Source organism: Octadecabacter sp. B2R22 (assembly GCF_018861045.1).
Classification (GTDB): domain Bacteria; phylum Pseudomonadota; class Alphaproteobacteria; order Rhodobacterales; family Rhodobacteraceae; genus Octadecabacter.
On sequence record NZ_JAHKQJ010000010.1, the window covers coordinates 649,264 to 674,543 of the forward strand.

27 protein-coding genes are annotated in these 25,280 nt (G+C 56.0%); 10 read left to right on the forward strand and 17 right to left on the reverse strand.

Features of this window, described 5'->3' with window-relative positions; genetic code table 11:
* Positions 1 to 18: 18 nt before the first annotated feature.
* From KO486_RS16080 to KO486_RS16120, 9 genes are all read right to left on the reverse strand, one after another.
* Positions 19 to 2,220: a 3-hydroxyacyl-CoA dehydrogenase NAD-binding domain-containing protein gene (locus KO486_RS16080; protein ID WP_216038286.1), complete on the reverse strand. Its 2,202-nt coding sequence runs from the start codon at positions 2,218 to 2,220 to the stop codon at positions 19 to 21.
* Complete coding sequence (locus KO486_RS16085; protein ID WP_216038287.1) at positions 2,217 to 2,669, reverse strand: hypothetical protein; 453 nt, start codon at positions 2,667 to 2,669, stop codon at positions 2,217 to 2,219. Before KO486_RS16085 ends, KO486_RS16080 begins: the two co-directional genes overlap by 4 nt.
* A 5-nt stretch (positions 2,670 to 2,674) precedes the next feature.
* The gene (locus KO486_RS16090) at positions 2,675 to 3,886 is read right to left on the reverse strand and encodes an acetyl-CoA C-acetyltransferase (RefSeq protein WP_216038288.1); all 1,212 of its coding nucleotides are present in this window, start codon (positions 3,884 to 3,886) and stop codon (positions 2,675 to 2,677) included.
* A 9-nt stretch (positions 3,887 to 3,895) separates the two neighbouring features.
* Positions 3,896 to 4,528 carry a glutathione S-transferase family protein gene (locus KO486_RS16095; protein ID WP_216038289.1) on the reverse strand — a complete coding sequence of 211 codons (633 nt, stop codon included), beginning with the start codon at positions 4,526 to 4,528 and terminating at the stop codon, positions 3,896 to 3,898.
* Between the two features lie 35 nt (positions 4,529 to 4,563).
* Complete coding sequence (locus KO486_RS16100; protein ID WP_216038290.1) at positions 4,564 to 5,073, reverse strand: hypothetical protein; 510 nt, start codon at positions 5,071 to 5,073, stop codon at positions 4,564 to 4,566.
* Positions 5,070 to 5,282, reverse strand: coding sequence for a hypothetical protein (locus KO486_RS16105; RefSeq protein ID WP_216038291.1), 213 nt, complete (start codon positions 5,280 to 5,282; stop codon positions 5,070 to 5,072). The genes KO486_RS16100 and KO486_RS16105 overlap by 4 nt, the downstream gene beginning before the upstream one ends.
* Before the next feature lie 55 nt (positions 5,283 to 5,337).
* Positions 5,338 to 7,116, reverse strand: coding sequence for an acyl-CoA dehydrogenase C-terminal domain-containing protein (locus KO486_RS16110; protein ID WP_216038292.1), 1,779 nt, complete (start codon positions 7,114 to 7,116; stop codon positions 5,338 to 5,340).
* Positions 7,117 to 7,156: 40 nt separating this feature from the next.
* The gene (locus KO486_RS16115; protein WP_216038293.1) at positions 7,157 to 7,558 is read right to left on the reverse strand and encodes a MerR family DNA-binding transcriptional regulator; all 402 of its coding nucleotides are present in this window, start codon (positions 7,556 to 7,558) and stop codon (positions 7,157 to 7,159) included.
* Positions 7,559 to 8,024: 466 nt separating this feature from the next.
* A complete protein-coding gene (locus KO486_RS16120) occupies positions 8,025 to 8,393 on the reverse strand; it encodes a MerR family DNA-binding transcriptional regulator (RefSeq protein WP_216038294.1) in 369 nt (122 codons plus the stop codon).
* A gap of 136 nt (positions 8,394 to 8,529) precedes the next feature.
* Here KO486_RS16120 and KO486_RS16125 point away from each other — a divergent pair, with 136 nt between their 5' ends.
* Genes KO486_RS16125 through KO486_RS16135 form a run of 3 tightly spaced genes read left to right on the forward strand, consistent with a single transcriptional unit; the run spans position 8,530 to position 10,764 of the window.
* The gene (locus KO486_RS16125) at positions 8,530 to 8,967 is read left to right on the forward strand and encodes a PaaI family thioesterase (protein ID WP_216038295.1); all 438 of its coding nucleotides are present in this window, start codon (positions 8,530 to 8,532) and stop codon (positions 8,965 to 8,967) included.
* Positions 8,967 to 9,449, forward strand: coding sequence for a PaaI family thioesterase (locus KO486_RS16130; RefSeq protein ID WP_216038296.1), 483 nt, complete (start codon positions 8,967 to 8,969; stop codon positions 9,447 to 9,449). The genes KO486_RS16125 and KO486_RS16130 overlap by 1 nt, the downstream gene beginning before the upstream one ends.
* Positions 9,442 to 10,764, forward strand: coding sequence for an MATE family efflux transporter (locus KO486_RS16135; RefSeq protein ID WP_216038297.1), 1,323 nt, complete (start codon positions 9,442 to 9,444; stop codon positions 10,762 to 10,764). Before KO486_RS16130 ends, KO486_RS16135 begins: the two co-directional genes overlap by 8 nt.
* On the opposite strand, the gene arsC is transcribed toward KO486_RS16135, so the two are convergent.
* Genes arsC through KO486_RS16150 form a run of 3 tightly spaced genes read right to left on the reverse strand, consistent with a single transcriptional unit; the run spans position 10,761 to position 12,471 of the window.
* Positions 10,761 to 11,096: an arsenate reductase (glutaredoxin) gene (gene arsC / locus KO486_RS16140; protein ID WP_216038298.1), complete on the reverse strand. Its 336-nt coding sequence runs from the start codon at positions 11,094 to 11,096 to the stop codon at positions 10,761 to 10,763. The two genes, KO486_RS16135 and arsC, sit on opposite strands and share 4 nt — an antisense overlap.
* Entirely contained in the window at positions 11,093 to 12,139 is a 1,047-nt protein-coding gene (locus KO486_RS16145; protein ID WP_216038299.1) for a quinone-dependent dihydroorotate dehydrogenase, read from the reverse strand. The genes arsC and KO486_RS16145 overlap by 4 nt, the downstream gene beginning before the upstream one ends.
* Complete coding sequence (locus tag KO486_RS16150; protein ID WP_216038300.1) at positions 12,136 to 12,471, reverse strand: DUF952 domain-containing protein; 336 nt, start codon at positions 12,469 to 12,471, stop codon at positions 12,136 to 12,138. Before KO486_RS16150 ends, KO486_RS16145 begins: the two co-directional genes overlap by 4 nt.
* 147 nt (positions 12,472 to 12,618) lie before the next feature.
* On the opposite strand from KO486_RS16150, the gene KO486_RS16155 reads away from it, so the two are divergent.
* The 4 genes from KO486_RS16155 (at position 12,619) to KO486_RS16170 (ending at position 16,186) form a co-directional block, all read left to right on the forward strand.
* Positions 12,619 to 14,190, forward strand: a complete 1,572-nt coding sequence (locus KO486_RS16155; protein ID WP_216038301.1) for a 5'-nucleotidase C-terminal domain-containing protein — start codon at positions 12,619 to 12,621, stop codon at positions 14,188 to 14,190.
* 154 nt (positions 14,191 to 14,344) lie between these two features.
* Positions 14,345 to 15,199: a TPM domain-containing protein gene (locus KO486_RS16160; RefSeq protein WP_216038302.1), complete on the forward strand. Its 855-nt coding sequence runs from the start codon at positions 14,345 to 14,347 to the stop codon at positions 15,197 to 15,199.
* A 1-nt stretch (position 15,200) separates the two neighbouring features.
* Positions 15,201 to 15,509 (forward strand): DUF1992 domain-containing protein, encoded by a 309-nt coding sequence (locus tag KO486_RS16165; protein WP_216038303.1) that lies wholly within the window; start codon positions 15,201 to 15,203, stop codon positions 15,507 to 15,509.
* Positions 15,510 to 15,529: 20 nt separating this feature from the next.
* Positions 15,530 to 16,186, forward strand: a complete 657-nt coding sequence (locus KO486_RS16170; RefSeq protein ID WP_216038304.1) for an SOS response-associated peptidase — start codon at positions 15,530 to 15,532, stop codon at positions 16,184 to 16,186.
* On the opposite strand, the gene KO486_RS16175 is transcribed toward KO486_RS16170, so the two are convergent.
* Entirely contained in the window at positions 16,183 to 17,979 is a 1,797-nt protein-coding gene (locus KO486_RS16175) for an IlvD/Edd family dehydratase (protein WP_216038305.1), read from the reverse strand. The genes KO486_RS16170 and KO486_RS16175 overlap by 4 nt on opposite strands.
* A gap of 167 nt (positions 17,980 to 18,146) precedes the next feature.
* Here KO486_RS16175 and KO486_RS16180 point away from each other — a divergent pair, with 167 nt between their 5' ends.
* The 3 genes from KO486_RS16180 (at position 18,147) to KO486_RS16190 (ending at position 21,015) form a co-directional block, all read left to right on the forward strand.
* Positions 18,147 to 18,908: an SDR family oxidoreductase gene (locus KO486_RS16180; protein ID WP_216038306.1), complete on the forward strand. Its 762-nt coding sequence runs from the start codon at positions 18,147 to 18,149 to the stop codon at positions 18,906 to 18,908.
* 238 nt (positions 18,909 to 19,146) lie between these two features.
* The gene (locus KO486_RS16185) at positions 19,147 to 20,034 is read left to right on the forward strand and encodes an NAD(P)-dependent oxidoreductase (protein WP_216038307.1); all 888 of its coding nucleotides are present in this window, start codon (positions 19,147 to 19,149) and stop codon (positions 20,032 to 20,034) included.
* A gap of 51 nt (positions 20,035 to 20,085) precedes the next feature.
* Positions 20,086 to 21,015 carry an MYG1 family protein gene (locus KO486_RS16190; RefSeq protein ID WP_216038308.1) on the forward strand — a complete coding sequence of 310 codons (930 nt, stop codon included), beginning with the start codon at positions 20,086 to 20,088 and terminating at the stop codon, positions 21,013 to 21,015.
* A 26-nt stretch (positions 21,016 to 21,041) separates the two neighbouring features.
* On the opposite strand, the gene KO486_RS16195 is transcribed toward KO486_RS16190, so the two are convergent.
* From KO486_RS16195 to KO486_RS16210, 4 genes are all read right to left on the reverse strand, one after another.
* The gene (locus KO486_RS16195) at positions 21,042 to 21,968 is read right to left on the reverse strand and encodes an ABC transporter permease (RefSeq protein WP_216038309.1); all 927 of its coding nucleotides are present in this window, start codon (positions 21,966 to 21,968) and stop codon (positions 21,042 to 21,044) included.
* A complete protein-coding gene (locus KO486_RS16200; RefSeq protein ID WP_216038310.1) occupies positions 21,961 to 22,983 on the reverse strand; it encodes an ABC transporter permease in 1,023 nt (340 codons plus the stop codon). The genes KO486_RS16195 and KO486_RS16200 overlap by 8 nt, the downstream gene beginning before the upstream one ends.
* 34 nt (positions 22,984 to 23,017) lie before the next feature.
* Positions 23,018 to 23,491, reverse strand: a complete 474-nt coding sequence (locus KO486_RS16205; protein WP_216038311.1) for a hypothetical protein — start codon at positions 23,489 to 23,491, stop codon at positions 23,018 to 23,020.
* 66 nt (positions 23,492 to 23,557) lie between these two features.
* Positions 23,558 to 25,279, reverse strand: a complete 1,722-nt coding sequence (locus KO486_RS16210; RefSeq protein ID WP_216038312.1) for a peptide ABC transporter substrate-binding protein — start codon at positions 25,277 to 25,279, stop codon at positions 23,558 to 23,560.
* Between the last annotated feature and the right edge of the window lies 1 nt (position 25,280).

A 25,280-nucleotide genomic window follows, 5' to 3' on the forward strand; every position in this document is an offset into this window, starting at 1 on the left:
CGTTTGGTGTTGGGTTGTTTAGGCTGCTTTGCTGTCAACGCCTGTGCCGAACCGTCCGTAGAACGACTGGCCCTTGTCGGCCATTTCACGCAGCAGGGTCGGACAGGTGAAACGCGGACCGAACTTTTCGGTCATCTGGTCACAGCGATCCGCCGCATAAGGCGCGCCCAGAATGTCGAGCCAGCTGAACGGACCACCGGACCACGGCGCAAAGCCCCAGCCAAGGATCGCCCCAACATCGCCTTCGCGGATGTCCATCAACACGCCTTCTTCCAGCGCACGAACCGCTTCGAGAACTTGAGAGAACAATAAACGGTGCTGCACCTCGATAAGCTCTGGCTGCTCGTCGGCCAGCGCGTAGCGTTCGCCCAACCCGGACCATAGTCCTTCGCGGCGGCCCTTTTCGTTGTAGTCATAGAAACCTGCGTTGGACTTGCGACCCAAGCGGCCCTCATCGGCCATCCAGAAGATCAGCTCATCAGCACTGTCATCGTATGCATCACCCATGGCGGCCTTCGTTGCCTTGGCGATCTTTACGCCGAGATCGATTGAGGTTTCATCGGTCAATTGCAGCGGACCCAGCGGCATACCAACCAGTTTGGCGGCATTTTCGATCAAGGCAGGGGCGACGCCCTCTTGCAGCATGCGCACGCCCTCATTGACGTAGGGCAGGATGCAGCGGTTTGCGTAGAAGAAACGTTCGTCGTTTACAACAATCGGTGTCTTGCGGATCTGGCGCACGAAATCGAGGGATTTCGCAACAGCCACATCGCCGGTTTCTTTACCGCGGATGATTTCCACCAGCAGCATTTTGTCGACAGGGGAGAAGAAGTGGATACCGATGAACTGATCTGGACGCACGGATGCTTTGGCCAGTTCAGTGATCGGCAGGGTGGATGTGTTGGTCGCAAAGATCGCATCGTCACCGATGATCGCTTCAACCTTCTTGGTCATCTCCGCCTTAACACCAACGTCTTCAAACACCGCCTCAACGATTAGATCACAGTCTTTCAACGCGTTCAGATCGGTCGTGGCATTGATCAGGCTGAGAACCTTTTCTTTCTTCTCTTCGGTCGCTTTCTTACGGGAAATCCCTTTGTCCATATAGGCTGTGGTGTAGGATTTACCCTTGTCGGCCGCGTCTTGATCGCGGTCAATTAAAACGACCTCGATGCCTGCTAAAGCAGACACAAGGCTGATGCCAGCGCCCATCATGCCCGCGCCCAGCACACCGACTTTCTTAACGGTCTGGTCAGCAACATCAGGACGGTTCGCACCCTTTTCCAATGCTTCTTTGTTGATGAACAAGCTGCGGATCATCGCCTCGGAGCTTGGGTTCATGAGGACATTGGTAAACCAACGCGCTTCGATCTTGATGGCCGTGTCAAAAGGCACCATCGCTCCCTCATAAGCCGCCGAGAGCAGCGCCTTGGCGGCAGGGTAGACGCCCTGGGTCTTGCCGTTGATCATTGCGGATGCGCCAACATAGGTCATGAAACCTGCAGGGTGATACGGTTCACCGCCGGGCATTTTGTAGCCCTTTTCATCCCATGGCTTAACGATCTTTGGCTCGGAGAGAACCCATGCTTTGGCGGCTGCCAGCAGTTCATCAGCTGGCACGACCTCATCTACCAAGCCGGCAGATTTGGCTTTGCTCGGGTCCAGTAATTTGCCTTCGAGAAGGTAAGGCGACGCCGCCATCGCGCCCATCTTGCGCACAAGGCGCGTGGTGCCGCCCATGCCAGGGAAAATGCCAACCATAATTTCTGGCAGGCCGATCTTCGCCTTTGGATTGTCGGCCACAAAAATGCGGTGACACGACAGCGGGATTTCAAACCCGATGCCAAGACCTGTGCCCTGCATGGCGCAAGCAATCGGCTTACCGCCCTTGTTGGTTTTTGGGTCCATACCCGCGCGCTCAATCTTACGAAGGATCGCGTGGCTTGCCATCAGGCCTTCCATCAGACCCTGTGCTGGATTATCGCCCGCGCTTTCTTTCATCTTCGCGATGATGTTGAGGTCCATGCCCCCAGCAAAGGACCCTTCCTTGCCGGATGTGATGATCACGCCTTTAACGGCATCATCGGCCAGTGCCTGATCGATCAGGCCGTCAAGGTCCATGAACCCCTGCTGGTTCATCACGTTCATGGACTTACCAACGGTGTCCCATGTGATCGTGGCGACGCCGTCGGCGTCTGTTTTCATAATAAAGTCGGTCATGTGTCGTCTCCCAATTGAGGACCGTGAAGTACGGCCTCATTGTGTTTTTCTGAATCGGGGATAGTGATGAGCATGGAGCTACATTTCCAATCGCCACCGATTATTTTGAGATTGGTCAGGGTGTTGTAAGGCGCTTGCACCAAGATGTTTCCGGACATCAGTCGGCTTTGATACATCGTGTGAATGGTCTCTTCGTCGTGCCAGTCACACTCAATGATATTGCGTACGATTTGCGTCACACCAAGTGAGCGATGATGGGCACGTACGCTGGCAAACCGCGCAGCGAGGTCTTCGACCGTTTCAATCATGACCTCGCCTTCAAAGGTTCCGAATAACGCCGGAAGCGTGAAAGTCTTTTTAATAGCAGCAAATTCCCCTGACATGATGGCAGCGCCAGTCTCGTCGAGGGCTCTTTGAGCGATTGTTAAGGCTTCCGCGTGCAACTGCATGTCGCTTACACCCGCTCGATGATGGTTGCTGCACCCATGCCGGATGCTATGCACAACGTCGCAAGGCCGACTTCTTTGTCAGAGCGTTCCAGTTCGTCCAGCAGTGTGCCGATGATGATTGCGCCGGTCGCCCCGAGCGGGTGGCCCATCGCAATCGATCCACCGTTTACGTTGACCTTGGAGTGGTCCACGTTGAACGCTTGCATGAAGCGCAAAACAACAGATGAGAAGGCTTCGTTGACTTCGAACAAATCGATGTCACCAATGCTCATGCCGCTGTCAGCAAGGATCTTATGAGTGACAGGAACAGGCCCTGTCAGCATGATCGTTGGATCTGTCCCGATTTTGGCTGTCTGGCGGATACGCGCGCGGGGTTTCAGGCCCATCTTCTCGCCGTATTCTTTGGACCCGATCAGAACGCCAGCCGCACCATCCACGATGCCGGAACTGTTGCCCGCTGTGTGGATGTGGTTGATCGCCTCAAGGTGCGGGTATTTCATCAATGCGACCTTATCAAAGCCCGGCATCGTTGTGCCCATGGCCTCAAACGCGGCATTCAACGCGCCCAAAGACTGCATGTCCGTTTGTGGGCGCATGTATTCGTCGGTGTCCAGAATGGTCAGGCCGTTCTGGTCTTTGACGGGTACGATGGATCTGGCAAAACGGTTGTCTTTCCACGCCGCATCCGCACGCTGTTGGGACGCAACGGCCAGTTGGTCGGCGTCGTCACGAGAGAACCCGTATTCCGTCGCGATGATGTCGGCTGAGATGCCCTGTGGGACAAAATAAGTTTCCATGGCGATAGAGGGGTCAACGGCAATCGCAGCGCCATCGCTCCCCATCGGCACGCGGCCCATCATTTCAACACCACCAGCGATGTAGGCTTCGCCCGCGCCGCCGCGAACTTGGTTGGCGGCAAGGTTTACGGCTTCCATGCCCGAGGCACAGAACCGGTTGATCGCAAGACCGGGGATCGACTGGTCAAGCTCAGACGCCAGAACGGCAGTACGGGCCAAACAACCACCGGCCTCTTTGACTTGGGTCACGTTACCCCAAATCACGTCCTCAACAGCGTGGCCGGTCAGGTTGTTGCGCTCTTTCAAAGCGTTCAACACGCCTGCGGATAGCTTCGCAGATGTCACCTCATGCAAAGAACCGTCCTTGCGGCCTTTGCCGCGTGGTGTGCGGATTGCGTCGTAGATATATGCTTCGGTCATGGTCTCTCCTTAAGCGCGATCTGCCGGCGAACCCGGCATCAGATCGTAGGGGTGTTTCCAACCCTTGGTGCCCTCAATACGGGTCATCCAAGCGTCGATGTGTGGGAAATCGTTACGGTCGAACCCGAATGGTTCGGGGTAAAACAGGTAGCCCACACAAGCGATGTCAGCGATGGTGAGGCTATCGCCCGTCAGGTAGGGTGTCTCTTCCAATTGGGTTTCCATGATCTTGAGCGCACCAAGAAGCCGCGCGGTTTGGAACGCGATCACATCAGCGTTGCGCTTTTCTTCTGGCAGGAAATTCATCAGAAACCGCAGCGGTCCGGCAATTGCGCTGACCTTGCTGTTGTCAAAGAACATCCAGCGCAGGACATCACGACGTTCGGCGGCGGAACGGCCACCCAGTTTACCCGTTTTTGAGGAGATGTAATCCTGGATCACAGCGGACTGCGTTAGCACCAGATCACCGTCTTCCATCACGGGCGCTTCGCCCATGACGTTCAGTTCGCGAAACTCTGGTGTGCGGGTCTCACCATTGAAGAAATCGATATAGACGGGTTCCCATTCGCTTTCCGTCAGTTCAAGCGTTAGCGCGGCTTTGTAAGAATGCCCGCTTTCTCCGAAGCAATGTAGCTTAATCATGGTGTTATCCTTTGAAGGTCAGGGGCGTGGCGGTGTTACAGTAAAGAGACGGACGCAAAGTCTGGGTAAACGGCGTTGAGAATGTGGATCTGGGATGCGTTTTCGATCCTCAGAAGAAACCAGTTGCCTTGGTCCTCAAAAAAGAGGGTCTTTGTCATGGTCTCAAAACGTTGGCCGTTCATAGAAATGGTCGAGGTCGTTGGCACAAGCGCATAGGCCCGCCCCGTTGGAGTGACGGCGGTTTCCATCGCGTCCACATCCATGTTGAAATGTTCAACCTCGACGGTCTCCATCATCTCTTGTGTTTGCTGGACCAACATATGTCTTAGCGTCAAAGGCCGCAAACCACCCTGTTCGGCGATGTAAGCGATAATTGGCTCTGGCATAAAACCGATAACGGCGGCCATGTCGTTCGCTTCAAAAGCGGCGTCAAACATGGCTGCCAAACCTGCGATCTGGCGTTGGTCGCTATCCTCAAGGGATTGCGCGAAAAGCGCCGCAGTTGAGTGTGCGACAAAGATGAATGCTATCCATAACGTTCTCATTTTTTGCGCGCCTCCAGCTCGGAATTAAACAGACGCAAACGGTGGCCGAATGTGTCTTCGTCGATGACGGAATCAAAGTTCTCAAACAGAAACGATAAGGCCTCTCCCTCATCCAGTCCTGCTTCTTTGGCGAAGCGTTTCAGGCGGCGATAACCGTCTTCGGTCATGGCACAGGGAAAACGGCGGGTTAGGCGAAAGCGTTTGGGCATGAGACCTCTAATATAGGAATTGAAAGGGGCGGATTTAACCCGCCCCCCTCAAAGCTTAGAAGCTCGCGGCGTCCAATGCCATCACCGTTTCGGATCCAGTGTTGATCCGTGCAAGGTGCATAGCGGTCGCAAGCAGTTGGCGTGCCATGTAGTAGCGGCCCGTTGCGATCTTGGACTCGTGGAATTCTGTGTCCGTGTCGCCAGCAGCCAGTGCATCCATGGAGGCCTTCGCCATCCGTGCCCACATCAGACCAAAACAAACGTGACCCATCATGTGCATGAAGTCATAAGACCCAGCCAACGCGTCGTTCGGGTTCTTCATACCGTTCTGCATGAAATACATGCCTGCGGCTTGCAGATCCTTGGAGGCTGCTTTCAGCGGCTCAAGGAAGTCACGATCAAAGGCCTCATTGCCTTTGTTTTCGCTGATGTAGTCTTTGATCATGGCAAAGAAGGCCATTACGTGTTTGCCACCATCTTGCGCCAATTTACGGCCCACAAGGTCAAGCGCCTGAACGCCGTTAGCGCCTTCATAGATCATCGCGATACGGGCATCGCGGGCATATTGGGACATGCCGGATTCCTCAATATAGCCGTGGCCACCCCAAACTTGCTGGGCTGCGACTGCGTATTCGAACCCTTTGTCGGTCAGGAAGCCTTTGATGACAGGTGTCATCAGGGAAATCAGACCTTCGGCGGCTTCGTCATCTAGTTTGTTAGCCCGATCGATCAGGGTGGTTCCCCAATAGGTCAGCGCACGTGCGCCTTCGACGAAGGACTTTTGATCCATCAGGTTGCGGCGGATATCTGGGTGAACGATCAGCGGATCAGCAGGGCCGTCAGGATTCTCAACACCTGTCACGGCGCGCCCTTGAAGGCGGTCGTTCGCGTAGGAAACCGCGTTTTGATAGGCGATCTCGGCCTGTGCGTAGCCCTGAAGGCCAACGCCCATCCGTGCTTCGTTCATCATTACGAACATCGCGCGCATACCTTTGTGCATCTCACCGATGAGATACCCTTCGGCGTTGTCGTAGTTCATCACACAGGTCGCATTGCCGTGAATGCCCATTTTTTCTTCGATCTTGCCGACTTCAACGCCGTTGCGATCACCCAAAGAACCGTCGTCGTTGACGATGAACTTTGGCACGATGAACAGGCTGACGCCTTTGATGCCATCAGGGCCACCCGGGATTTTCGCCAGAACAAGGTGGATGATATTGTCGGCCATGTCGTGGTCGCCGGCCGAGATGAAAATCTTCGTGCCGGAAATCTTGTAGCTGCCATCCTCTTGGGGGTCAGCTTTGGTGCGCATCAGGCCCAGATCAGTCCCGCAGTGAGGTTCGGTCAGGTTCATGGTGCCCGTCCATTCACAGGTCACCATTTTCGGCAGGAATTTTGCTTTTTGTTCGTCCGAGCCATGCACATGGATGGCGCTATAGGCCCCATGTGTCAGACCTTGATACATCTGGAACGCCATATTGGCGCTGACCAGCATTTCTTGGGCCGCTGTGTGCATGATATAGGGCAGGCCTTGGCCGCCATATTCAGGATCACAGTCCATGGCGGTCCAGCCGCCGTCTTTCATCTGTTGGAACGCTTCAAGGAAACCTTTGGGTGTGCGAACAACGCCGTTTTCAAGAACACAGCCTGCTGTGTCGCCCACTTCGTTAAGAGGCAAGAGAACCTCTTTTGCCACTTTGCCGGCTTCTTCCAGAACAGCGCTGGTGAAATCGCGATCAAGATCCTCATAGCCTGGGATGTCTTGCTCTGACACATTCAGCACGTTGTGCAGAATGAATTGCATGTCCTTGGTAGGCGCATTGTAGATAGGCATAGTGGTGGTTTCCTCCCTTGGTGTCCTCAGAAGAGGGGCGTCAGCCCGTCAACTTCTGAGGTTGGTCTAGTTTAGCAAGCCGAGCGGCTCCCCAATCCATTTGTGTTTTCAGCTCTTCAATGGCCTCGACCAGTTCAGAGCGCTGTGCTTCCATGTCGGCGAGGTGTTTTTGGGCCAACAGATAGGTTTCGCGCAGCTGTGTTTCTTGTGTGTCGTCCATGTAGTACAGATCAAGAAGTTGACGAATTTCTTCGAGGCTGAACCCAAAACGCTTGCCGCGCATGATCAGCTTCAAACGTGCACGATCGCGTTTGGAATACAGTCGCTTCTGGCCTTCACGGACAGGAAACAACAATTCCTTGGCTTCGTAGAACCGAAGCGTTCGTGGCGTTACATCGAATTCATCACACATCTGACGAATGGTCATAGTATCTTCTAACATCTCGTTTCCCTTATTGCGGCGCGTCTGCCGCGACATGGGGGTATTCACCCCACCATACAATCAATATTGACGCGAACGTAAACGTAACGCCGCGTCATGAGTTCACCTGACGAAAGGTTAAGTACTTTTGTACAACCCAAAGAGGTTTCCTAAGAGGGAAGAAGGTGGGGGAATTCCCCCTAAGCCCCGTTAATATGTGGTTATGGACAAGAAAAACCGATCTTCAACCAGATGGAAATGCATTCTTCAGATGTAAGTGATTGTGCAACCTTGAGTTTAGCGCATTGCAAATACAGGAAAAAACCTGTGCCGTGGTGTGGCTCTATTTGTATTCTTGAGGTGCGCGCACCGCGGTCGGGGGCAAGTTTGTTACCCTACGTCACTTTCGTTAGCGCAAACAGCTAGCCAAGAGTAACGCAAGACATCTTTGTCATCCGAACTGGAGGAACATTGATTCTCGCTCGAGTTATACAAAAGTTTTGCTGGTTTCTTCGCGCAATTTCATCAGCTCGTTGATCGTGTCATCTAGTTGTTCGCGTTGCTCACGTAACTCTACCAATTGGCGGTCAGCCAGCTCACACCATGTTCGCATTTGCGCTTCGTTTCCTTCATGTTCGTAGATCATCAGCCATTGACGGATGTCTTCCAAAGGAAAGCCAAACTTTCGCCCCCGCATGATCAGCGTCATCCGCGCAAGCTCCTTAGCCCCGTAAAATCGTGACCGTCCCTCGCGTTCAGGCGACAGCAGTTCGATGTATTCATAATAGCGCAACGTGCGCGGGGTCACGTCAAACTTTGCACACATTTCTTTGAACGTCAGACGGGGCTCTGTCATCGGGTGCTCCTTTAGTACGTCAATCATACGACGACCTTGCTGGCAGGGCAACGATTTGCACGCGCTCTGCCGAAGAATGCATAGTGACATTGATTTCGCCCTTGTGTCGTAAGGCAAGGCGGGGTTCAAAAGGCTCATGAGCAATGAACGCCAAACAAAAATCGCGACCCAGTTCATTGGCGCGATTCCTTATTCCCGTACGCTAGGGATGACCCTGACCGAAATCGGAGACGGGCGCGCAACGATCACAATGCCCTACGATGACCGCCTTGTCGGTGACCCAGAAACGGGTGTTATCGCTGGCGGCGCGGTGTCTGCGTTAATGGATACCTGTGCCGGTGCGGCTGTCATGGTTCATGAAAGCCAACCCATCGGGACGGCGACACTGGATTTGCGAATTGATTACATGCGCCCAGCAAAACCGGGGGACATGATCTCGGCCATTGCCGAGTGCTATCACGTGACGCGCTCGGTGGCCTTTGTGCGGGTGACCGCAACAGACGCAGACGAGAGCCGCCCCGTGGCGACAGCAACAGGCGCTTTCACAATACAGACTGCAAAGGCGGCCGAGTGATGAAACGCCCAGAACCTGTTCAAGCCGTCAAGCAACGCCGCGATGCGGCCTTACAATCTTTGCTGGAGGGTGTTCCTTACATCCAATTCATGGGCTTTCGGTTTGATCGTCGGGGCGACGAGTTGACCGGTGTAATGCCCTATCAAGACATGCTGATCGGCAACCCGATGCTGCCTGCCTTGCATGGTGGCGCAACCGCGGCCTTCTTGGAAACCACCGCGATTGTCGAACTCAGTTGGGCGATGATGTGGAACAGGATGGAAGCAGGTGAAGACGTCACCGGTTTGCGCCTGCCAAAAACGATCGACTTTACCGTTGATTACCTCCGGACAGGATTGCCACGCGATGCTTATGCCCGCGCGACAGTAAACAGATCTGGTCGCCGCTACGCCAGCGTTCATGTCGAAGCTTGGCAAGACAACCGGACACGCCTTTTTGCTCAAGCGACGGGGCACTTCTTGATGCCCTCTATAGATGACTGAGCAGCCCCAATCTCTGACCCATCGCCGTATTCTCAATATTGCGGTGCCGGTCGTGCTGGCCAATGTGACGGTTCCGATCCTCGGGTTGGTGGATACGGGCGTCGTCGGCCAAATGGGCGAAGCCGCCCCAATCGCTGCCGTGGGGATTGGCGCGCTGATCCTGACGGGGTTTTATTGGATCTTCGGGTTCTTGCGCATGGGCACGACGGGGTTTGCCGCCCAAGCGATTGGGGCAGGGGATGCGGTTGAAAACGCGACCATTCTGATCCGCGCCCTAGCAATTGCGGCTTTGGGTGGTTTGGCGATTTTCGCGTTGCAATGGCCGTTGTTTTCGTTTGGATTTTGGCTGTCCCCCGCGAGTGGTGAGGTCGAGAACCTCGCGCGTATGTACATGAGTGTCCGTGTTTGGTCGGCTCCGTTCCTGATCGCGACCTATGCGATCACAGGCTGGTTGGTCGCCGCTGAACGCACCCGCGATGTGCTGGTCATTCAGCTAGTAATGAATGGTGTGAACATCGGCTTGGACCTGCTGTTCGTGCTGGGCTGGGGCTGGGGTGTAGAGGGGGTGGCCGTTGCCACCGTTATCGCCGAGATCGCAGGCTGCGGGTTGGGCCTGTGGTATTGTCGAGCGGCGTTTCAGGGTGCCCCGTGGCAGGACCGTGCGCGTCTGCTTGATCCAGCAAAGCTGCGCCGCTTTGCGTCCGTAAATGCGGATATCTTGATCCGATCCCTATTCTTGCAAGCGATCTTCATGTCGTTTCTGTTTTTCGCAGCCCGCTACGGGGATGTGCGATTGGCCGCGACGCATATTTTGCTCCAATTCCTGACGCTGACGGCCTACGCCATGGATGGCTTTGCCTTTGCGGCTGAAACCTTGGTCGGGCAGGCGATGGGGGCCGGTCGACGGGCGGTGTTTCGGCGCGCGTCTGTGATGGTGTCCATCTGGTGTTTTGGCACCGGCGTTGCCTTGGCCGCGATGTTCGGGATGTTTGGTGGGCAGATCATCGACTGGATGACAACGGCCCCTGACGTGCGTCTTGTTGCACGCGAATTTTTGTTTTTCATGGCGCTGACGCCGCTGATTTCAGCGGCACCGTTTATGATGGATGGTATTTTCATCGGCGCGACCCGCACCCGTGACATGCGTAATATGATGGCGCTGTCGACGGTGATCTATTTCGCGGCAGCGCTCGCCTTGATGCCATTGTTTGAAAGCCACGGGTTGTGGATTGCGTTGCTGATCAGCTTTGCGGCGCGCGGGGGGACGCTGGCGTGGAAATACCCTGCCTTGGAAAGCTCGATCGGAACGGATTAAATAATCCCCAGAACGGATTCGGGCGGGCGACCAATCGCAGCCTTGTCGTCGGTAATCAAAATGGGCCGTTCGATGAGGATCGGGTTGGCGACCATGGCGGCGATCAGGGCGTCCTCATCCGCTGCACCCAGGCCCAGTTCCTTAAACAGTTTTTCACCTTTGCGCATCATCGCGTCTGCCGTCACGCCAAGGGCGTTGCGCACGGCGATGATTTCAGCCGCGCTTGGCGCTTCTTTCAGATATAGGCGCACGGCAGGTTGATGACCTGCGTCTTGCAGCAGCTTCAATGTCTCGCGGGATTTGGTGCAGCGTGGGTTGTGCCAAAGGATCATGACAACCACTCCTCTTTTGCAGTGCCCACCGCGTCTGCGACATTGGCGAATCCATCACGCGCCAAAAGGTCATCCAGCCCTTGCGCGATGTCGCCCGCCAGTGAGATGCCGCCATAAACCAGAGCGGTGTAGAACTGCACAGCTGAGGCGCCGGCACGGATTTTGGCGTATGCCTGTTCGGCAGAACCGATGCCACCAACGCCGATCAAAGGAACGTCCGTTAGGGTGCTGAGCTTTGCCAATATACGCGTTGATTTCTCAAACAAAGGTTGACCAGACAGTCCGCCGCCTTCGCTTTTATGGGCGTTGATTAAACCGTCGCGGGACAGGGTCGTGTTTGTGGTGATGACGGCGGAAATACCTGAGGTGTTGGCCACCTCTGCAACGTCCGCCAAATCCGCGTCGGTCAAGTCCGGCGCGATTTTGAGGAAGATCGGGATGCCCGTTGTGTTGGCCGCCATGACCCCCGCCAGCAACGCCGCAAGCGCGTCTTTGCCTTGCAGGTCGCGCAGCTTTTCGGTGTTGGGGGAGGAGACGTTGACGGTCGCGAAATCCACATGCGGGCCGCAATGGGTCAGCACTTTGGCGAAATCCGCCGCGCGGTCTTCGCTGGTTTTGTTCGCCCCGAGGTTGAGGCCCACGATGCGCCCGGCCGGGCGAGCCGCCAAGCGTTTTGCAATCGGCTCCATCCCCTGATTGTTAAACCCGAACCGGTTGATCGCGGCTTCGTCTTCGGTCAGGCGGAACAGGCGCGGGCGCGGGTTGCCCTCTTGCGGCAGCGGCGTCGCGGCCCCGACCTCAAGAAAGCCAAAACCGGTGCGCCCAAGGGCGGCCAAAGCGGTGGCGTTTTTGTCAAAGCCAGCGGCCAGACCGACGGGGTTGGGCAGATCGAGCCCCGCGACCGTGCAGCGCAATCGATCAGCTGTCACAGCGCCGCCGTGTGGGCCAAGCCCCGTGTTAAGCGCCTTGAGCGCAAGGCCATGGGCGGTTTCAGGGTCAAAGGCACGAAGGGCGCGCAGCCCGATTTGTTCGAGTGCTTTCATGAGAAATCCAAGCTGTGTTTGCCATTCACAAGCGGCATCGGGCGGGCCCAGATAACCTCATGGCGCTGCATGGGGCGGTTGTAGATGTGGGGAAATTCAGCGCCGCCGCGCGACACTTCCCAGACCAGATCATCACCAAAGGTTGCGGCGTCCAGCGCGGCCAGCATCAGTCCTTGGGCGCCTGCGAAATGCTTGTCCGCGGTCTCTTGGGCCTGATCGGCGGCTGAGGTGTGGATGTAGCCATCGGCCAGATCAATCGGCGCACCTTGGAAGGTTCCAGATTGGTCCAGTTCGGCCCATTGCTCGGCGGTCAGTATTTTATAGATCAACATGGCTCCGAAGTGCCGCCCATTTAGGCAAACGTCAAGTGTCATGGCCCTGTCATCAGGCGACGCTACGCCAACTTGGTCGCTTGTGCTTTGACTCTTGGACCCGACTCAACCCAAGCTGGCGCCAGAAACTAACAGGGAGCTAATAATATGCTTACAAAACTTCTTTCAACAACGGCCGCGTTCACAGTGATCGCAGGGTCCGCAGCCGCAGATTACACGCTGCACATCATTCACATCAACGATCTGCACAGCCGGATTGAACCGATCAGCAAATACGATGGCACATGCAGCACCGAAGACAATGCTGCGGGCGAGTGCTTTGGTGGTGTTGCGCGTGTCGCGACAATGATCAACCAGCTGCGCGAAGAGCTTGCGGGCGAGAACGTGATCGTTCTGGATGCTGGCGATCAGTACCAAGGGTCCTTGATGTACACGACGTACAAAGGCGACGTCGAAATCGAAATGATGAACGAGATTGGCTTTGATGTCATGGCCGTGGGCAACCACGAATTTGACGACGGCGACGAAGGTCTCGCGAAATTGGCGAGCGGCGTCGATTTCCCTGTCATCTCTGGCAACATCGACGTGAGTCAATCCAACATCCTTGCTGGCCTTGTGGACAACCATGTTGTTCTTGAAGTTGGCGGTGAGCAGATCGGCATCGTATCCGCTTTGGCTGTTGATACGGTTGAGACGTCCTCACCGTCTGATGCCGTCATCTTTACGCCCGAGATCGAGAGCTTGTCCGCTGATGTTGCAATACTGACGGACGCCGGTGTGACGAAAATCATCGCGTTGAACCACGTTGGAGTAACGCATGATCTGGCAATTGCGGAAGCGGTTGAGGGTCTAGATGCTGTTGTGGGGGGTCACTCGCACACGTTGTTCTCCAACACGGAAGAGGGTGCATATGCCTATCCGACAATGGCTGGCGATGTGCCTGTTGTGCAGGCCTACGCCTATTCCAAATACGTCGGTCACCTGACGCTAACGTTTGATGATGACGGCAATGTCACCCAAGCGACCGGCGACACCATTTTGCTGGATGCCTCTGTTGCAGAAGACGAAGCCATTGTTGCGCGGGTTGCGGAACTGGCCGGTCCTGTTGAGGAAATGAAGAACGAAGTTGTCGCTGAAAGCACAGCGGTCATCGAAGGGACGCGAGAAGTCTGCCGTGCGATGGAATGCGCGATGGGTAACCTTGTTGCGGATGCGATGCTTGATCGTGTTGCTGATCAGGGCGCTGTTGCCGCGATCCAGAACGGTGGCGGCGTGCGTGCCTCTATCGATGATGGTGAAGTGACGATGGGCGAAGTCCTGACAGTGCTTCCGTTCCAGAACACTCTAGCGACATTCGAAACAACAGGTGCCAACCTGATTGCCGCTCTTGAGAACGGTGTTGGCCAAGTCGAAGAAGGCGCAGGCCGTTTCCCGCAGGTTGCTGGGATCACGTTCACCATCGATTTGGGTGCAGAACCAGGCAGCCGCGTTAGCGAAGTCATGATCGCGGGTGCGCCCGTGGACGAAGCCGCGACTTACCTGATGGTTACAAACAACTACGTGCGTAACGGTGGCGACGGCTATTCCATGTTCGAGGATGCGCCAAACGCCTACGATTTTGGCCCAGGTCTGGAACGCGTTGTTGCAGATTATCTGAGCGCGCAAGGCCCATACACGCCTTACACAGACGGCCGTATTACTGTGAAAGCTGCCGAATAAGGCACCGACTAAGTTGCGGGTTTATCCCATGACTTTGGCCCCGTCGCGCACATGTGCGGCGGGGTTTTCTTATACTGCGTTGGATCTGGCCGGTTTGTTCCACGATACCGTAAGGCGCCTTGTCAAACGCAGCGACCTTGGTAGGTTTATACTCATGCGAATTTTCCTAATGCTTCTTTGCCTCTGGGCGGGCGGGTCGATGGCCCAAACCTTTCCGTTGTATGAACAGATCACGGTGAACGATTATGCCGACCTTCTGCCCGTAGACGAGGAGGCCGCGCTCTCGGCGCAGCTCAAAACGTTGCGCGAGGAAACGGGTGTAGAAATGACGGTGCTGACGCTCGACAGCCAACGCCCATTTGCCCAAGGCCAAAGCCTTGAGGCCTTTTCGACGGCACTGTTCAACCATTGGGGCATTGGCGACGCGCAACGCAATGACGGGGTGCTTGTCATGGTGTTGCGGGCGGATCGGGCTATGCGCGTTGAATTGGGTGCAGGTTATGGGCAGGACTGGAACCGCGAGGCCCAATATATCGTAGATAATGATTTCCTACCGGCCTTTCGCAACGACGATTACGCTGGCGGGATCGCCCGCGGGGTTGATGCGGTTATCGAAGACATCGTGATGCCGTTTAACGCCGGTACTCTGCGCCCTGCGCGCCAAGCAGACAAAAGCCGTGGGACGAAAATTCTGTTCGGGATTTTCGGGGGCGTGATTGCAGCATTTGCCGCGTTGTTCGTTTTCGCCAAGCGCCTGATCAAGCGACTGCGCAAATGTCCCAAGTGCGGGCAAGGTGGGATGAACAAAGATCGGATTGTTGATTTCAAGGCGAGCTATTCCACGACAGGATCGGGTCGGCACCATTTCCATTGTGACCATTGCGGCCATACATACGATCAAAGCTTTATCATAGCGATGCGCAGCCAAAGCACATCGTCCAGTTCATCTTCGGGGTCCAGCTTTGGGGGCGGTAGCTCTGGCGGTGGCGGTGCGTCGGGGCGGTGGTAGCATGGCGCATCCGCTAGAAGACCTCGTCGATGCACGCATTCGGGCCGCCCAGCAGGACGGGGCGTTTGATGATCTGGCAGGGCAAGGCAAACCACTAGCGCCAGAAGACGACCCCGAGAATGCATTGCTGAACCGTTTGATGCGCGAGAATGGGGCGGTGCCCGAATTTGTGAGCCTTAGCCGAGAGCTGGAACGCTTACGGGCGGAATTGATCGACACGGATGATCGCACAAAGCGTGCGGATATCTTGAAAGAAATGTCGATGATGGATGCGAAGATCGATTTGGCGCGAAGGGCCTATAGGCGGTAACGATCTAGGAGGAACGCGCGATGTGTGGACGAATGGCGATGACGCTGCCTCATGATGCGATGGCGCAGATGTTTGATGCGGCCCCTGCTAATGATCTGCCGGAGGTTCCCAACTACAATGTTTGCCCGACGGTGCACGTGGCTGCGGTGACGTCAGACGGAGGGCAGCGGCGGTATAATTCGATGCGCTGGGGGTTCATCCCGCATTGGTACCAGAAGCCCAATGGCGGACCGTTGTTGATCAATGCCCGCGCTGAAACGATTGCCGAAAAACCAGCGTTCAAGGCGGCCTGTCGCGAACGGCGTTGTATTATTCCGGCGGCAGGGTTTTACGAATGGGAACGCCCAGAGAATGGGTCAAAGCTGCCATGGTTTGTGCAGCGCAGCGACGGCGCGCCACTGGCGATGGCCGCGATCTGGCAAGATTGGGGGGAGCTGGGCAGCACTGCTGCAATAGTTACCACATCGGCTAACAATGCGATGGGCAGGATCCACCACCGCATTCCAGTCATTCTAGAAGCCGATCAATGGGCTAAGTGGTTGGGTGAAGAGGGCAAGGGGGCTGCGACGTTGATGACAGCCACGGGCGAGGACACGCTGACGTTTCACCGTGTCGATACCGCCGTAAATTCCAATCGCGCCCATGGGCCAGAATTGATCGAGCCACTTGATGTTTAGTGACTGTCGCGCGGCATGCCTTTGCGGGCGGTGTCGCGATAGTTTGGGGCGTCGCGCAGGGTCATGCCCGTGTCCAACCCGCCTGTAAGTTCGCGGAAATACTGCTGCCACGGTGTCTGGCTTTCGGGGACCTGATACCCACCCGCTTCGGTGAGGGCGCGGGCGCGTTCAGCAAGCTCTTCCAGTGGAACGAGCATATCAGCCGTGCCCTTGCCTAGGTCGAACCGCACGGTGTCGCCCGTTTTCAACAATGCCAAACCGCCACCAGCTGCCGCCTCGGGGGAGGCGTTCAGGATCGACGGAGAACCCGAGGTGCCCGACTGGCGGCCATCGCCGATACAGGGCAACGCGTCGATGCCTTGTTTGAGCAAATAGGACGGCGCACGCATGTTCACGACCTCGGCGCCACCGGGGTAGCCTTTGGGGCCAGCGCCGCGCATGAACAGCACGCAGGAATCGTCAATGTTTTCTGCGGGGTCATCGATGCGCGCGTGGTAATCTTCGGGACCATCAAAGACGATAGCGCGGCCTTCAAAGGCCATCGGGTCGTCGGGGTTGGACAGATAACGGGCATGAAAAGCATCCGAGATGACGCTGGTTTTCATGATCGCGCTGTCAAACAGGTTACCTTTGAGGTTCAGGAAACCTGCTTCTTGCACAAGTGGATTTTCGAGAGTGCGAATGACGTCGGTGTTTGTGGCGGCGCAGGTCTTGCAGTTGTCGCCCATGCTGATGCCGTTGGCTGTGATCGCATCGGGATGGGGCAGTAAACCGCCGTTCATCAGTTCGGCCACGACGGCAGGGACGCCGCCGGCGCGGTGGTAATCTTCGCCTAGATATTTGCCCGCCGGTTGCAGGTTTACCAACAGCGGGACGTGGTGGCCAAGGGCCTGCCAGTCGTCGTTGTTTAGTGGCACGCCAAGGTGCGCGGCAATTGCATTCAGGTGGATCGGCGCGTTTGTTGATCCGCCAATCGCCGAATTGATTACAATCGCATTTTCAAAGGCTTCGCGGGTCATGATGTCGGATGGGCGCAGGTCGTCCCACACCATATCAACGATGCGTTTGCCGGTTTCATAACTGATCTGCCCGCGTTCGCGGTAAGGGGCTGGGATCGCGGCCGAACCAGGAAGCTGCATGCCCAAGGCTTCGGCCAGCGAATTCATCGTCGTCGCGGTGCCCATGGTATTGCAATAGCCCACGGAAGGGGCACTGGATGCGGCGATGTCCATGAATTCTTCGCCGTCAATTTCGCCCTTCGCCATCATTTCGCGGGCTTTCCAAATCACAGTGCCAGAGCCTGCGCGTTCGCCATTCCAGTAGCCGTTCAACATGGGGCCAACCGAAAGTGCGATTGCGGGGATGTTGACGGTGGCGGCGGCCATCAAAAGTGCGGGCGTAGTCTTGTCGCACCCAATGTTCAACACAACGCCGTCGATCGGGTAGCCGTTCAGCGTTTCCACCAAAGACAGGTAGGCGAGGTTGCGATCAAGGTTTGCGGTCGGGCGTTTGCCGGTTTCTTGGATCGGGTGAACAGGGACTTCGATACAGGTGCCGCCAGCCGCAATGATACCGTCGCGCACACGTTTGGTGAGCTCGATATGGTGGCGGTTACAGGGGCTCAGGTCGCTGCCCGTTTGCGCTATGGCGATAATCGGTTTCTCGCCCTGTAGTTCTTCGCGGGTGAGCCCGTAGTTCAGGTAGCGTTCCAGATAAAGCGCCGACATTTCCGGATCACCGGCGCGGTTAAACCAATCACGGGACCGCAGGTTTTCTTTGGTCATCTTTGTCATGCTCGGGCCTGTTCTTATTGGGTCTGGAATGTGGTGTTCGTTGCGGACTTTAGGCGGGTGGATCGGGATTTGAAAGCGCACATCGTGGGTGGGTCTTGGTATGGTTGCTGGTGCGCAGGTCGGGGGTGCCTTATGAATACCTGTCGCCCTCACTCTAAGGACCCTACATGACGCTCTTTGATCTAAGCGGGAAAACCGCCCTTGTGACCGGATGCAAACGTGGCATCGGGCGTGGCATGGCCGAAGCTTTGGCAGATGCGGGGGCAGATATCGTTGGTGTCAGCGCCAGTTTGGAACCGAGCGGCAGCGCGGTTGAGGCCGCCATCACCGCCAAGGGGCGCAGTTTCAAAAGCTATCAATGCGATTTTTCCGATCGCGGGGCCGTGCGCGCGTTTGCAGATCAGTTGGAACGTGACGGGGTTGCGCCAGATATTTTGGTGAACAACGCGGGCACCATCAAGCGCAAGCCAGCGGCAGAGCATGATGATGACCTGTGGGACGAAGTGATCGACGTAAATTTGTCGTCCCAGTTTATCCTATCTCGTGAAGTCGGGCGAGGGATGATCGAACGCGGGCACGGCAAGATCATCTTTACGGCCTCACTACTGACGTTTCAGGGCGGCATCACCGTGCCTGGTTATGCGGCGTCAAAGGGTGGGATTGGTCAATTGACCAAAGCCTTGGCCAATGAATGGGCCCCTTTGGGGCTGAACGTGAATGCCATCGCACCGGGGTATATCGCGACGGACAATACGCAGGCGCTGCAAGATGACGAAGGCCGCTCGGCGGGGATCCTCGGGCGTATCCCGCAGGGACGTTGGGGCACACCCACTGATTTCGCAGGGCCTGTGGTGTTCTTGGCGTCTGCCGCGTCGGATTATGTGAACGGTGAAATTTTGGTGGTTGATGGCGGCTGGATGGGACGCTGAGACAATGACATGGGTAGATCCGCATTTGGATTAACGTTTGCGCAAACAATCAAGTTTGCGACGACGCGGGAAATAGCTATACGCAAAGCAGAGGATATGGCCATCGATGCTGGCCGCATCATGTCGCGCCCTCGTAAAACAGACGCTTTAGGGCATCGCGACACACCCCAAGCAAAGAGCCTTGGACAAAATGAATTCGCGCCATCTCAAAGTGGCGCCGTGATATAGGAGACGACCAATGAGTAAACCAACGATTGGCTTTATGGGGCTTGGGCTCATGGGGGGGGCGATGGTGTCCCGTCTGCAGGATCAGGGTTATTCCGTGACCGTGCTGGGCAACCGGGACCGCACTGAACTGGACAAAGCGATTGCCCGCGGCGCGAGTGAGGCCAAGAGCGCCCGCGAAGTTGCACAAGCAAGCGATGTCGTGATGCTGTGCATGGGTACGTCCGAACATGTCGAAGGCCGGATGCTTGGTGATGACGGTGTGTTGGCTGGATTGAAGTCCGGCGCAGTTGTGATTGATTTCGGGACGTCCTTGCCGGCATCCACAAAGAAAATGGGCGAAGCAACAGCAGCGGCTGGCGGAACCTATTTGGACGCGCCGTTGGGCCGCACGCCAACCCACGCGCTTGTGGGTGAGTTGAACATCATGTGTTCTGGCGACGAAGCAGCATTCAAGACGGTCGAACCTGTCTTGAACGACCTTGCTGAAAACGTGTTCCATTTGGGCGCGCTGGGCAACGGTCACACGATCAAGCTGCTCAACAACTTCTTTGGTCAGACTGTGGCCAACGCATTGGCAGAAGTCTTTGCGCAAGCGGACATTGCGGGCATTGATCGCAAGCAGGTTTTTGACGTTATGCACTCAGGTCCGCTTGGATCTCCGTTCATGGCATTCATGGCCGAGTACGCGCTCAACGGTGATCCGAGCAAGCTGGCGTTTTCGATCAAGAACGCGACCAAGGATGTTGGTTACTATGACCAGATGACACGTGATGCAGGTGCGCCGTCCATTATGGCGGCTGCTCCTTTGCAGATCATGAAGGACGCGATTGAAGCCGGTTACGGTGAAAACCTCGTGCCTGAGTTCACCGACTACTATGTCGAACGCTTGAAGAAATAAAACTTATTGGCCCCTTGCGCATTGGTGCAGGGGGCATCGGAGCCCCCTCAAATGACTATCACACACCTCGTCACCCATTCCGGTGGCTTTCATGCGGATGAACTGCTGTCTTCCGTGATCCTGACACGACTTTTCCCCGAGGCGCAGTTGATGCGGACGCGGGATAAGCAAACGATCACGCCAGGTGCGGACAAGATTATCTATGATGTGGGCGGCGCATATGACGCGGATGCGCAGATTTTTGATCACCACCAGAAACCGGGCCCGTTGCGCGAAGATGAGCAACCTTATAGTTCGTTTGGGTTGGTCTGGAACCATTTCGGGCGGGCGTATCTGGCGGCGATGGACGTGCCGGAGGATCACATCGAATACATCCACGGCAAGTTTGATGCGAAGTTCGTCCTGCCGATCGATCTGCTGGACAACGGCGCGATGGAACCATCTGTCGCAGGACCTTTGTCCATTCTGACTTTGCCGTCTTTGTTAGGCAGCTTAAAGCCTGTCTTTGATGACCCATCACCGACAGCGGATGACGACGCGTTTATGTCTGCCTTGCCGATCGCGCGCCGTTTTGTCGAAGCGCAGATATTGAACCTTGCCGCAAAGAAACGCGCCGAGAGCCTTGTCGAAGATGCCGTTGATCAAGCGGGAACATCGCCCATTCTAGAACTGCCGATGGGGATGCCGTACCGTTCTGTTCTGGACAAAAAAGAAGCGGATCACATCCTGTTCGTTGTGATCCCGCGCGGGGATGATTGGACGCTCGGGGGCATTAAGCTGTCTGGTGATACGTTTGAGCAACGCGCTGATTTGCCTGCTGCATGGGCAGGGCTCACGGATGCAGCCTTAGAGGCGGCGAGCGGCGTAAAAGGGGCAAAGTTCTGCCACAACGCTCGCTTTATTGCCGTCGCCACTTCGCGTGATGCGATCTTGGAAATGGCCGAACTGGCCGTACAAGAGGCGCAACAGGCAGAAGCCTGAGTGCGCCTCGATTGGGAAAGGCGTCGCTAGAGCCCGCGGATACGTGGGTCTAGCGCGTCACGCAGCCCGTCACCCATGTAGTTCACCGCCAGAACCGTCAGGCTGATCGCAAGGCCGGGCCACATCACCCGTTGAGGGTGCTGTTGCATGAAGTCGGTCGCATCAAACAGCAAACGGCCCCACGTCGGAAAGTCCGGCGGAAAGCCAAGACCAAGGAAGCTAAGCGCGCTTTCAGTAATGATGGCTGTGGCAATCCCGAGGGTGGCAGACACCATGATCGGGGACATCACGTTTGGCAGCACGTGGCGCAGGATCATCCGGCCCGGACGCGTTCCGATAGAACGCGCAGCAAGGACAAATTCCCGTTCCTTCAAGGCCAATACGTCGCCGCGCACAATGCGGGCTGTGGGCATCCATGACGTAATACCAATGGCGATCACGATCAGGATGAAGATACCGGTTTCAGGCCCGAAGGACGCGGACAAAGGCTGGCGGAACAACATCACCATAACCAGCAGCAGTGGCAGCAACGGCAGGGCGAGGAACAGGTCCGTCGTGCGCATCAACAAACCGTCGATACGTTTGAAATATCCTGCCAGCACGCCAACAAGCGTGCCAAGAAACAACGCGAGGCCCATTGCCGTCAGCCCAACCGAGATTGAGGTCTGCCCACCGGCCATCATCCGCGCCAGCATGTCACGCCCCAATTGGTCCGTTCCAAACGGGTGCGCGAAAGACGATCCTTGGTTGCGGGCACGAATGTCGATGTAGGTCGGATCGATCGACCAAATCCATGGGCCCACATAAACGGCCAATACGATAAAGATAAAGAAACACGCGCCCATAACAGCGCCTTTGTGAGTCTTGAACTGGTCCCAAACGTCCCACCACTGGTTGCGGGCGGGGGCCTCTGTGCGGGTGTCGAGGGACGGGGTTGTCGCTGCTTCAGTCATAGCGAATCCTCGGGTCTAGGATGCCGTAGAGAATATCGGCGATCAAATTGAAGAACACGATCAGCACCGCAAAGATGAAGGTCAAGGTTTGCACCATTGGCACATCGCTGCCTTGGATCGAGACGATCAGAAGTTGGCCGATGCCGTTCACTTTGAAGATTTGCTCGGTGATGATGGCCCCGCCAAAGATCGCTGGAATGCCCAGTGCGATGACGGTGATCACGGGGATCATGGAATTGCGCAGCACGTGTTTCAGGACGACGACGCTTTCGGTCATGCCTTTGGCGCGGGCAGTGCGCACGTAGTCTTGGTTCAGGTTGTCCAGCATCGAGGCCCGCATAAAGCGGCTGATCTGCGCCGTGGTTTGCAGCGCAAGCACCATGACGGGCAGCACCATCTGGCGCACTTGTTTGCCGAAGTTTTCCCATGAATCGACAACCAGCGTGGTGTCGTAGATCGACGGGAACCACCAGAAACTGTCGTTGGGCATCATCACGGTGAACAGGATAATCATCAACACACCGCTAAAGAACGGCGGGATCGAGAACCCGATCATCGACACGAATGTCCCTGCCTGATCGAACACGGAATATTGACGGTACGCAGAGATGACGCCGATCGGTAGCGCGATGAGGACGCCGACAACATAGGCCAACCCGACCACCATAAGAGTCTGTGGAATACGTTCAAAGACGGTGTCCAGAACGGGCGCGCGGGTCTGCCATGAGATCAGGCGCGCGGCGTCTGGTGTGTCAATCCAAGAGACGGATTGGGACAGGTAGAACATGGGTTCCGACCAGACCATTTGTTTTAGCCACAGCAAATAGCGGATATGAACGGGTTCCCCCATACCGAGGGACTGGCGGATCTGTTCGCGGACTTCTGGCGGGATCGTCAACGGCAGGCTCGCCGTTGGATCACCTGGGGCCATGTCCAGCAACAGAAAGATGATCAACGAGATGAAGATCAACGTTGGAATAGCCGTAAAAAGGCGCCGGATTGTATAGGTCAGCATGGGCGTGCCCTTGGAAGATTATCGGTTTTGTTCATCAGAGAGCCTCACCGGTTGGGCAATCGGCTACGATTGTGACGGGGTTGCCGAAGTACTGTGCCGTCGCCGTAATCAGGGCGGATGGGCCGTCAGTTTGTGAAATCGCGAACTTGTCTTCGTCTATCGAATAGAACGATAGACCTTCCGAGGTTTCTTCAAAGACCATGGTGTATGTTTTTCCGTCGTCGAGCAATGTCGCGTTGCTTGGCGTGGGCGGGATAGTGACCTGAAAGTTAAAATCGATCGTTTCACAAATTCCGTTATCGTCGCAAGCTTCATCGGCGTGGCATTCGTAGGTGAATTGTTGCGAATAGGCGGGCACCGCGAAAAGCGTCAGCATAGCGACACAAAGGGCGCTCGATATTCGAGTAAACGTTGGCAGTTTGGAGTTCATTTTGATGCAGCCATGGGTTTCGTCCTCAGCAACAAGGTGCGGGTAGCGGCAAGTTACAAAGGCAAAGAAAGGCTGCATGAAAATCAAATCCGTAAGGGTGGGGAAAGGGTGGGCATTGCTGCCCACCCCGTTTTTAGGTCAGGCTCATTCGCCCATGCGGTACCAGCTGGCGATGTTCCACAGTTCGGAGTCCCAATCGGAAATCGCGATGCCGCCTAATGTGTTGGCATGTGCAGATACGCCGCCACGGTGAACGAGTGGGATGATGGAGTAAGATTCCATCAGCATGTCGTTCATCTGCTTAACGATCTCAGCGCGGGCTTCGATGCCTGCAGTGGATGCGAGTTCGTCGATCAGCGCGTCATAGGCTGGATCACAGAAACGCTGCATGTTGGAACCCTGCCACTGTGACTCTGGGCTTGGCCATTCTTTACAGGCCCAGTTCGCCATGTAGGCTTCTGGGTCAACGCCTGCGAAGTTGTTGGTGTACATTTCAACGTCGGCATAGAACTTCTGGAATGTATCAGGCGATGCTGGATCGCCGCCAAAGAACACAGATGCATCGATGTTACGCAGGTCGGCTTGAATGCCCAGTTCGCTCCACCACTGTTTGATCAGCGCTTGCGCATCCTGACGAACCGCGTTTGTGGATGTCTGGTAGGACACGATGAGTGGCATGCCGTCGAGTTCACGAACACCGTCACCATCCGTGTCAACGATGCCTGCTTCATCAAGCATTGCGATGGCACCAGCCATGTCTTGCGTCAGGCAAGCGTCATTTGCAGTGGATGCATAAACCGCAGGGGCAGGCAGCACGTTACATGTTGCTTGACCACCGGCGCCGTAGCCGATTTCAACCAACAGACCGCGGTCGATCGCCATGGACATGGCTTGTGCGATTGTCTGGTTGGTCAGGAACGGGTGCTCGCCGCCTTCAGCAGTGGCACGCAAATCGCCAAGATCAGCGGATGGGTTTGTCTGGTTCAGGTGCAGACGCTCAACGGATGTACCGAAGGCTGTTACAACTGTACCGATGCCGGCAGATTCCATGTCGGCCAGAACTGTCGGGTCGATCTGAAGGTTCCAAGCGTAGTCGAATTCGCCAGTTTCCAGAACCGAACGTGCAGCCGCAGCTGCATCGCCGCCACCTTTGAACAGTACAGTTTCAAACGCTGGCTGGCCGTCGATGCGGAAGTTTTCGTTGGCGGAGAACTGGATCACGTCGTTGGCTTTGAAGTCTGTTACAACGAACGGACCGGTGCCGATCGGGCCAAAGTTTGCGTCAACACATGTTGGTGCGGCCGCACCAAGACAGTCAGCAAACTGAGCTGCTTGAATGATCGGGCTCTCGGCACCGACAAGTGCTGTGTAAGGGAATGGTTTTGGCGCATCAAAAGTGATTTTGATGGTCATATCATCCACGGCTTCGACGCTTTCAACACCGTCAAAGTAGGATGCTTGTGCGCAACCGCCGCCTTCAGCGGTACAGTACTGCCACGTGAACACAGCGTCATTTGCTGTCAGTGGCGTGCCATCTGACCACATAACACCGTCTTGCAGTGTCCATGTGATGGTTGTCAGGTCTTCGGAGATGCCGCCGTTTTCAACAGTCGGGATTTCAGAAGCAAGCCACGGAACCAATTCACCTGTGTTGGTGAAACGGCCAAGGGATTCCAGCACGAGAGATGCGGATTCAACTTCTTTTGTGCCGCCCGACAGATACGGGTTCAACGTGGATGGCGCTTGCCAATAAATGATGTTGAGCTGGCCATCGCGTCCGCGTTCGCCTTCGTGACCGTCGGCAAAAGCCATTGGTGCGAAAGCCACCGCAGCGGTGGCGCCCATTAGGGCTGATCGTAGTTTCATG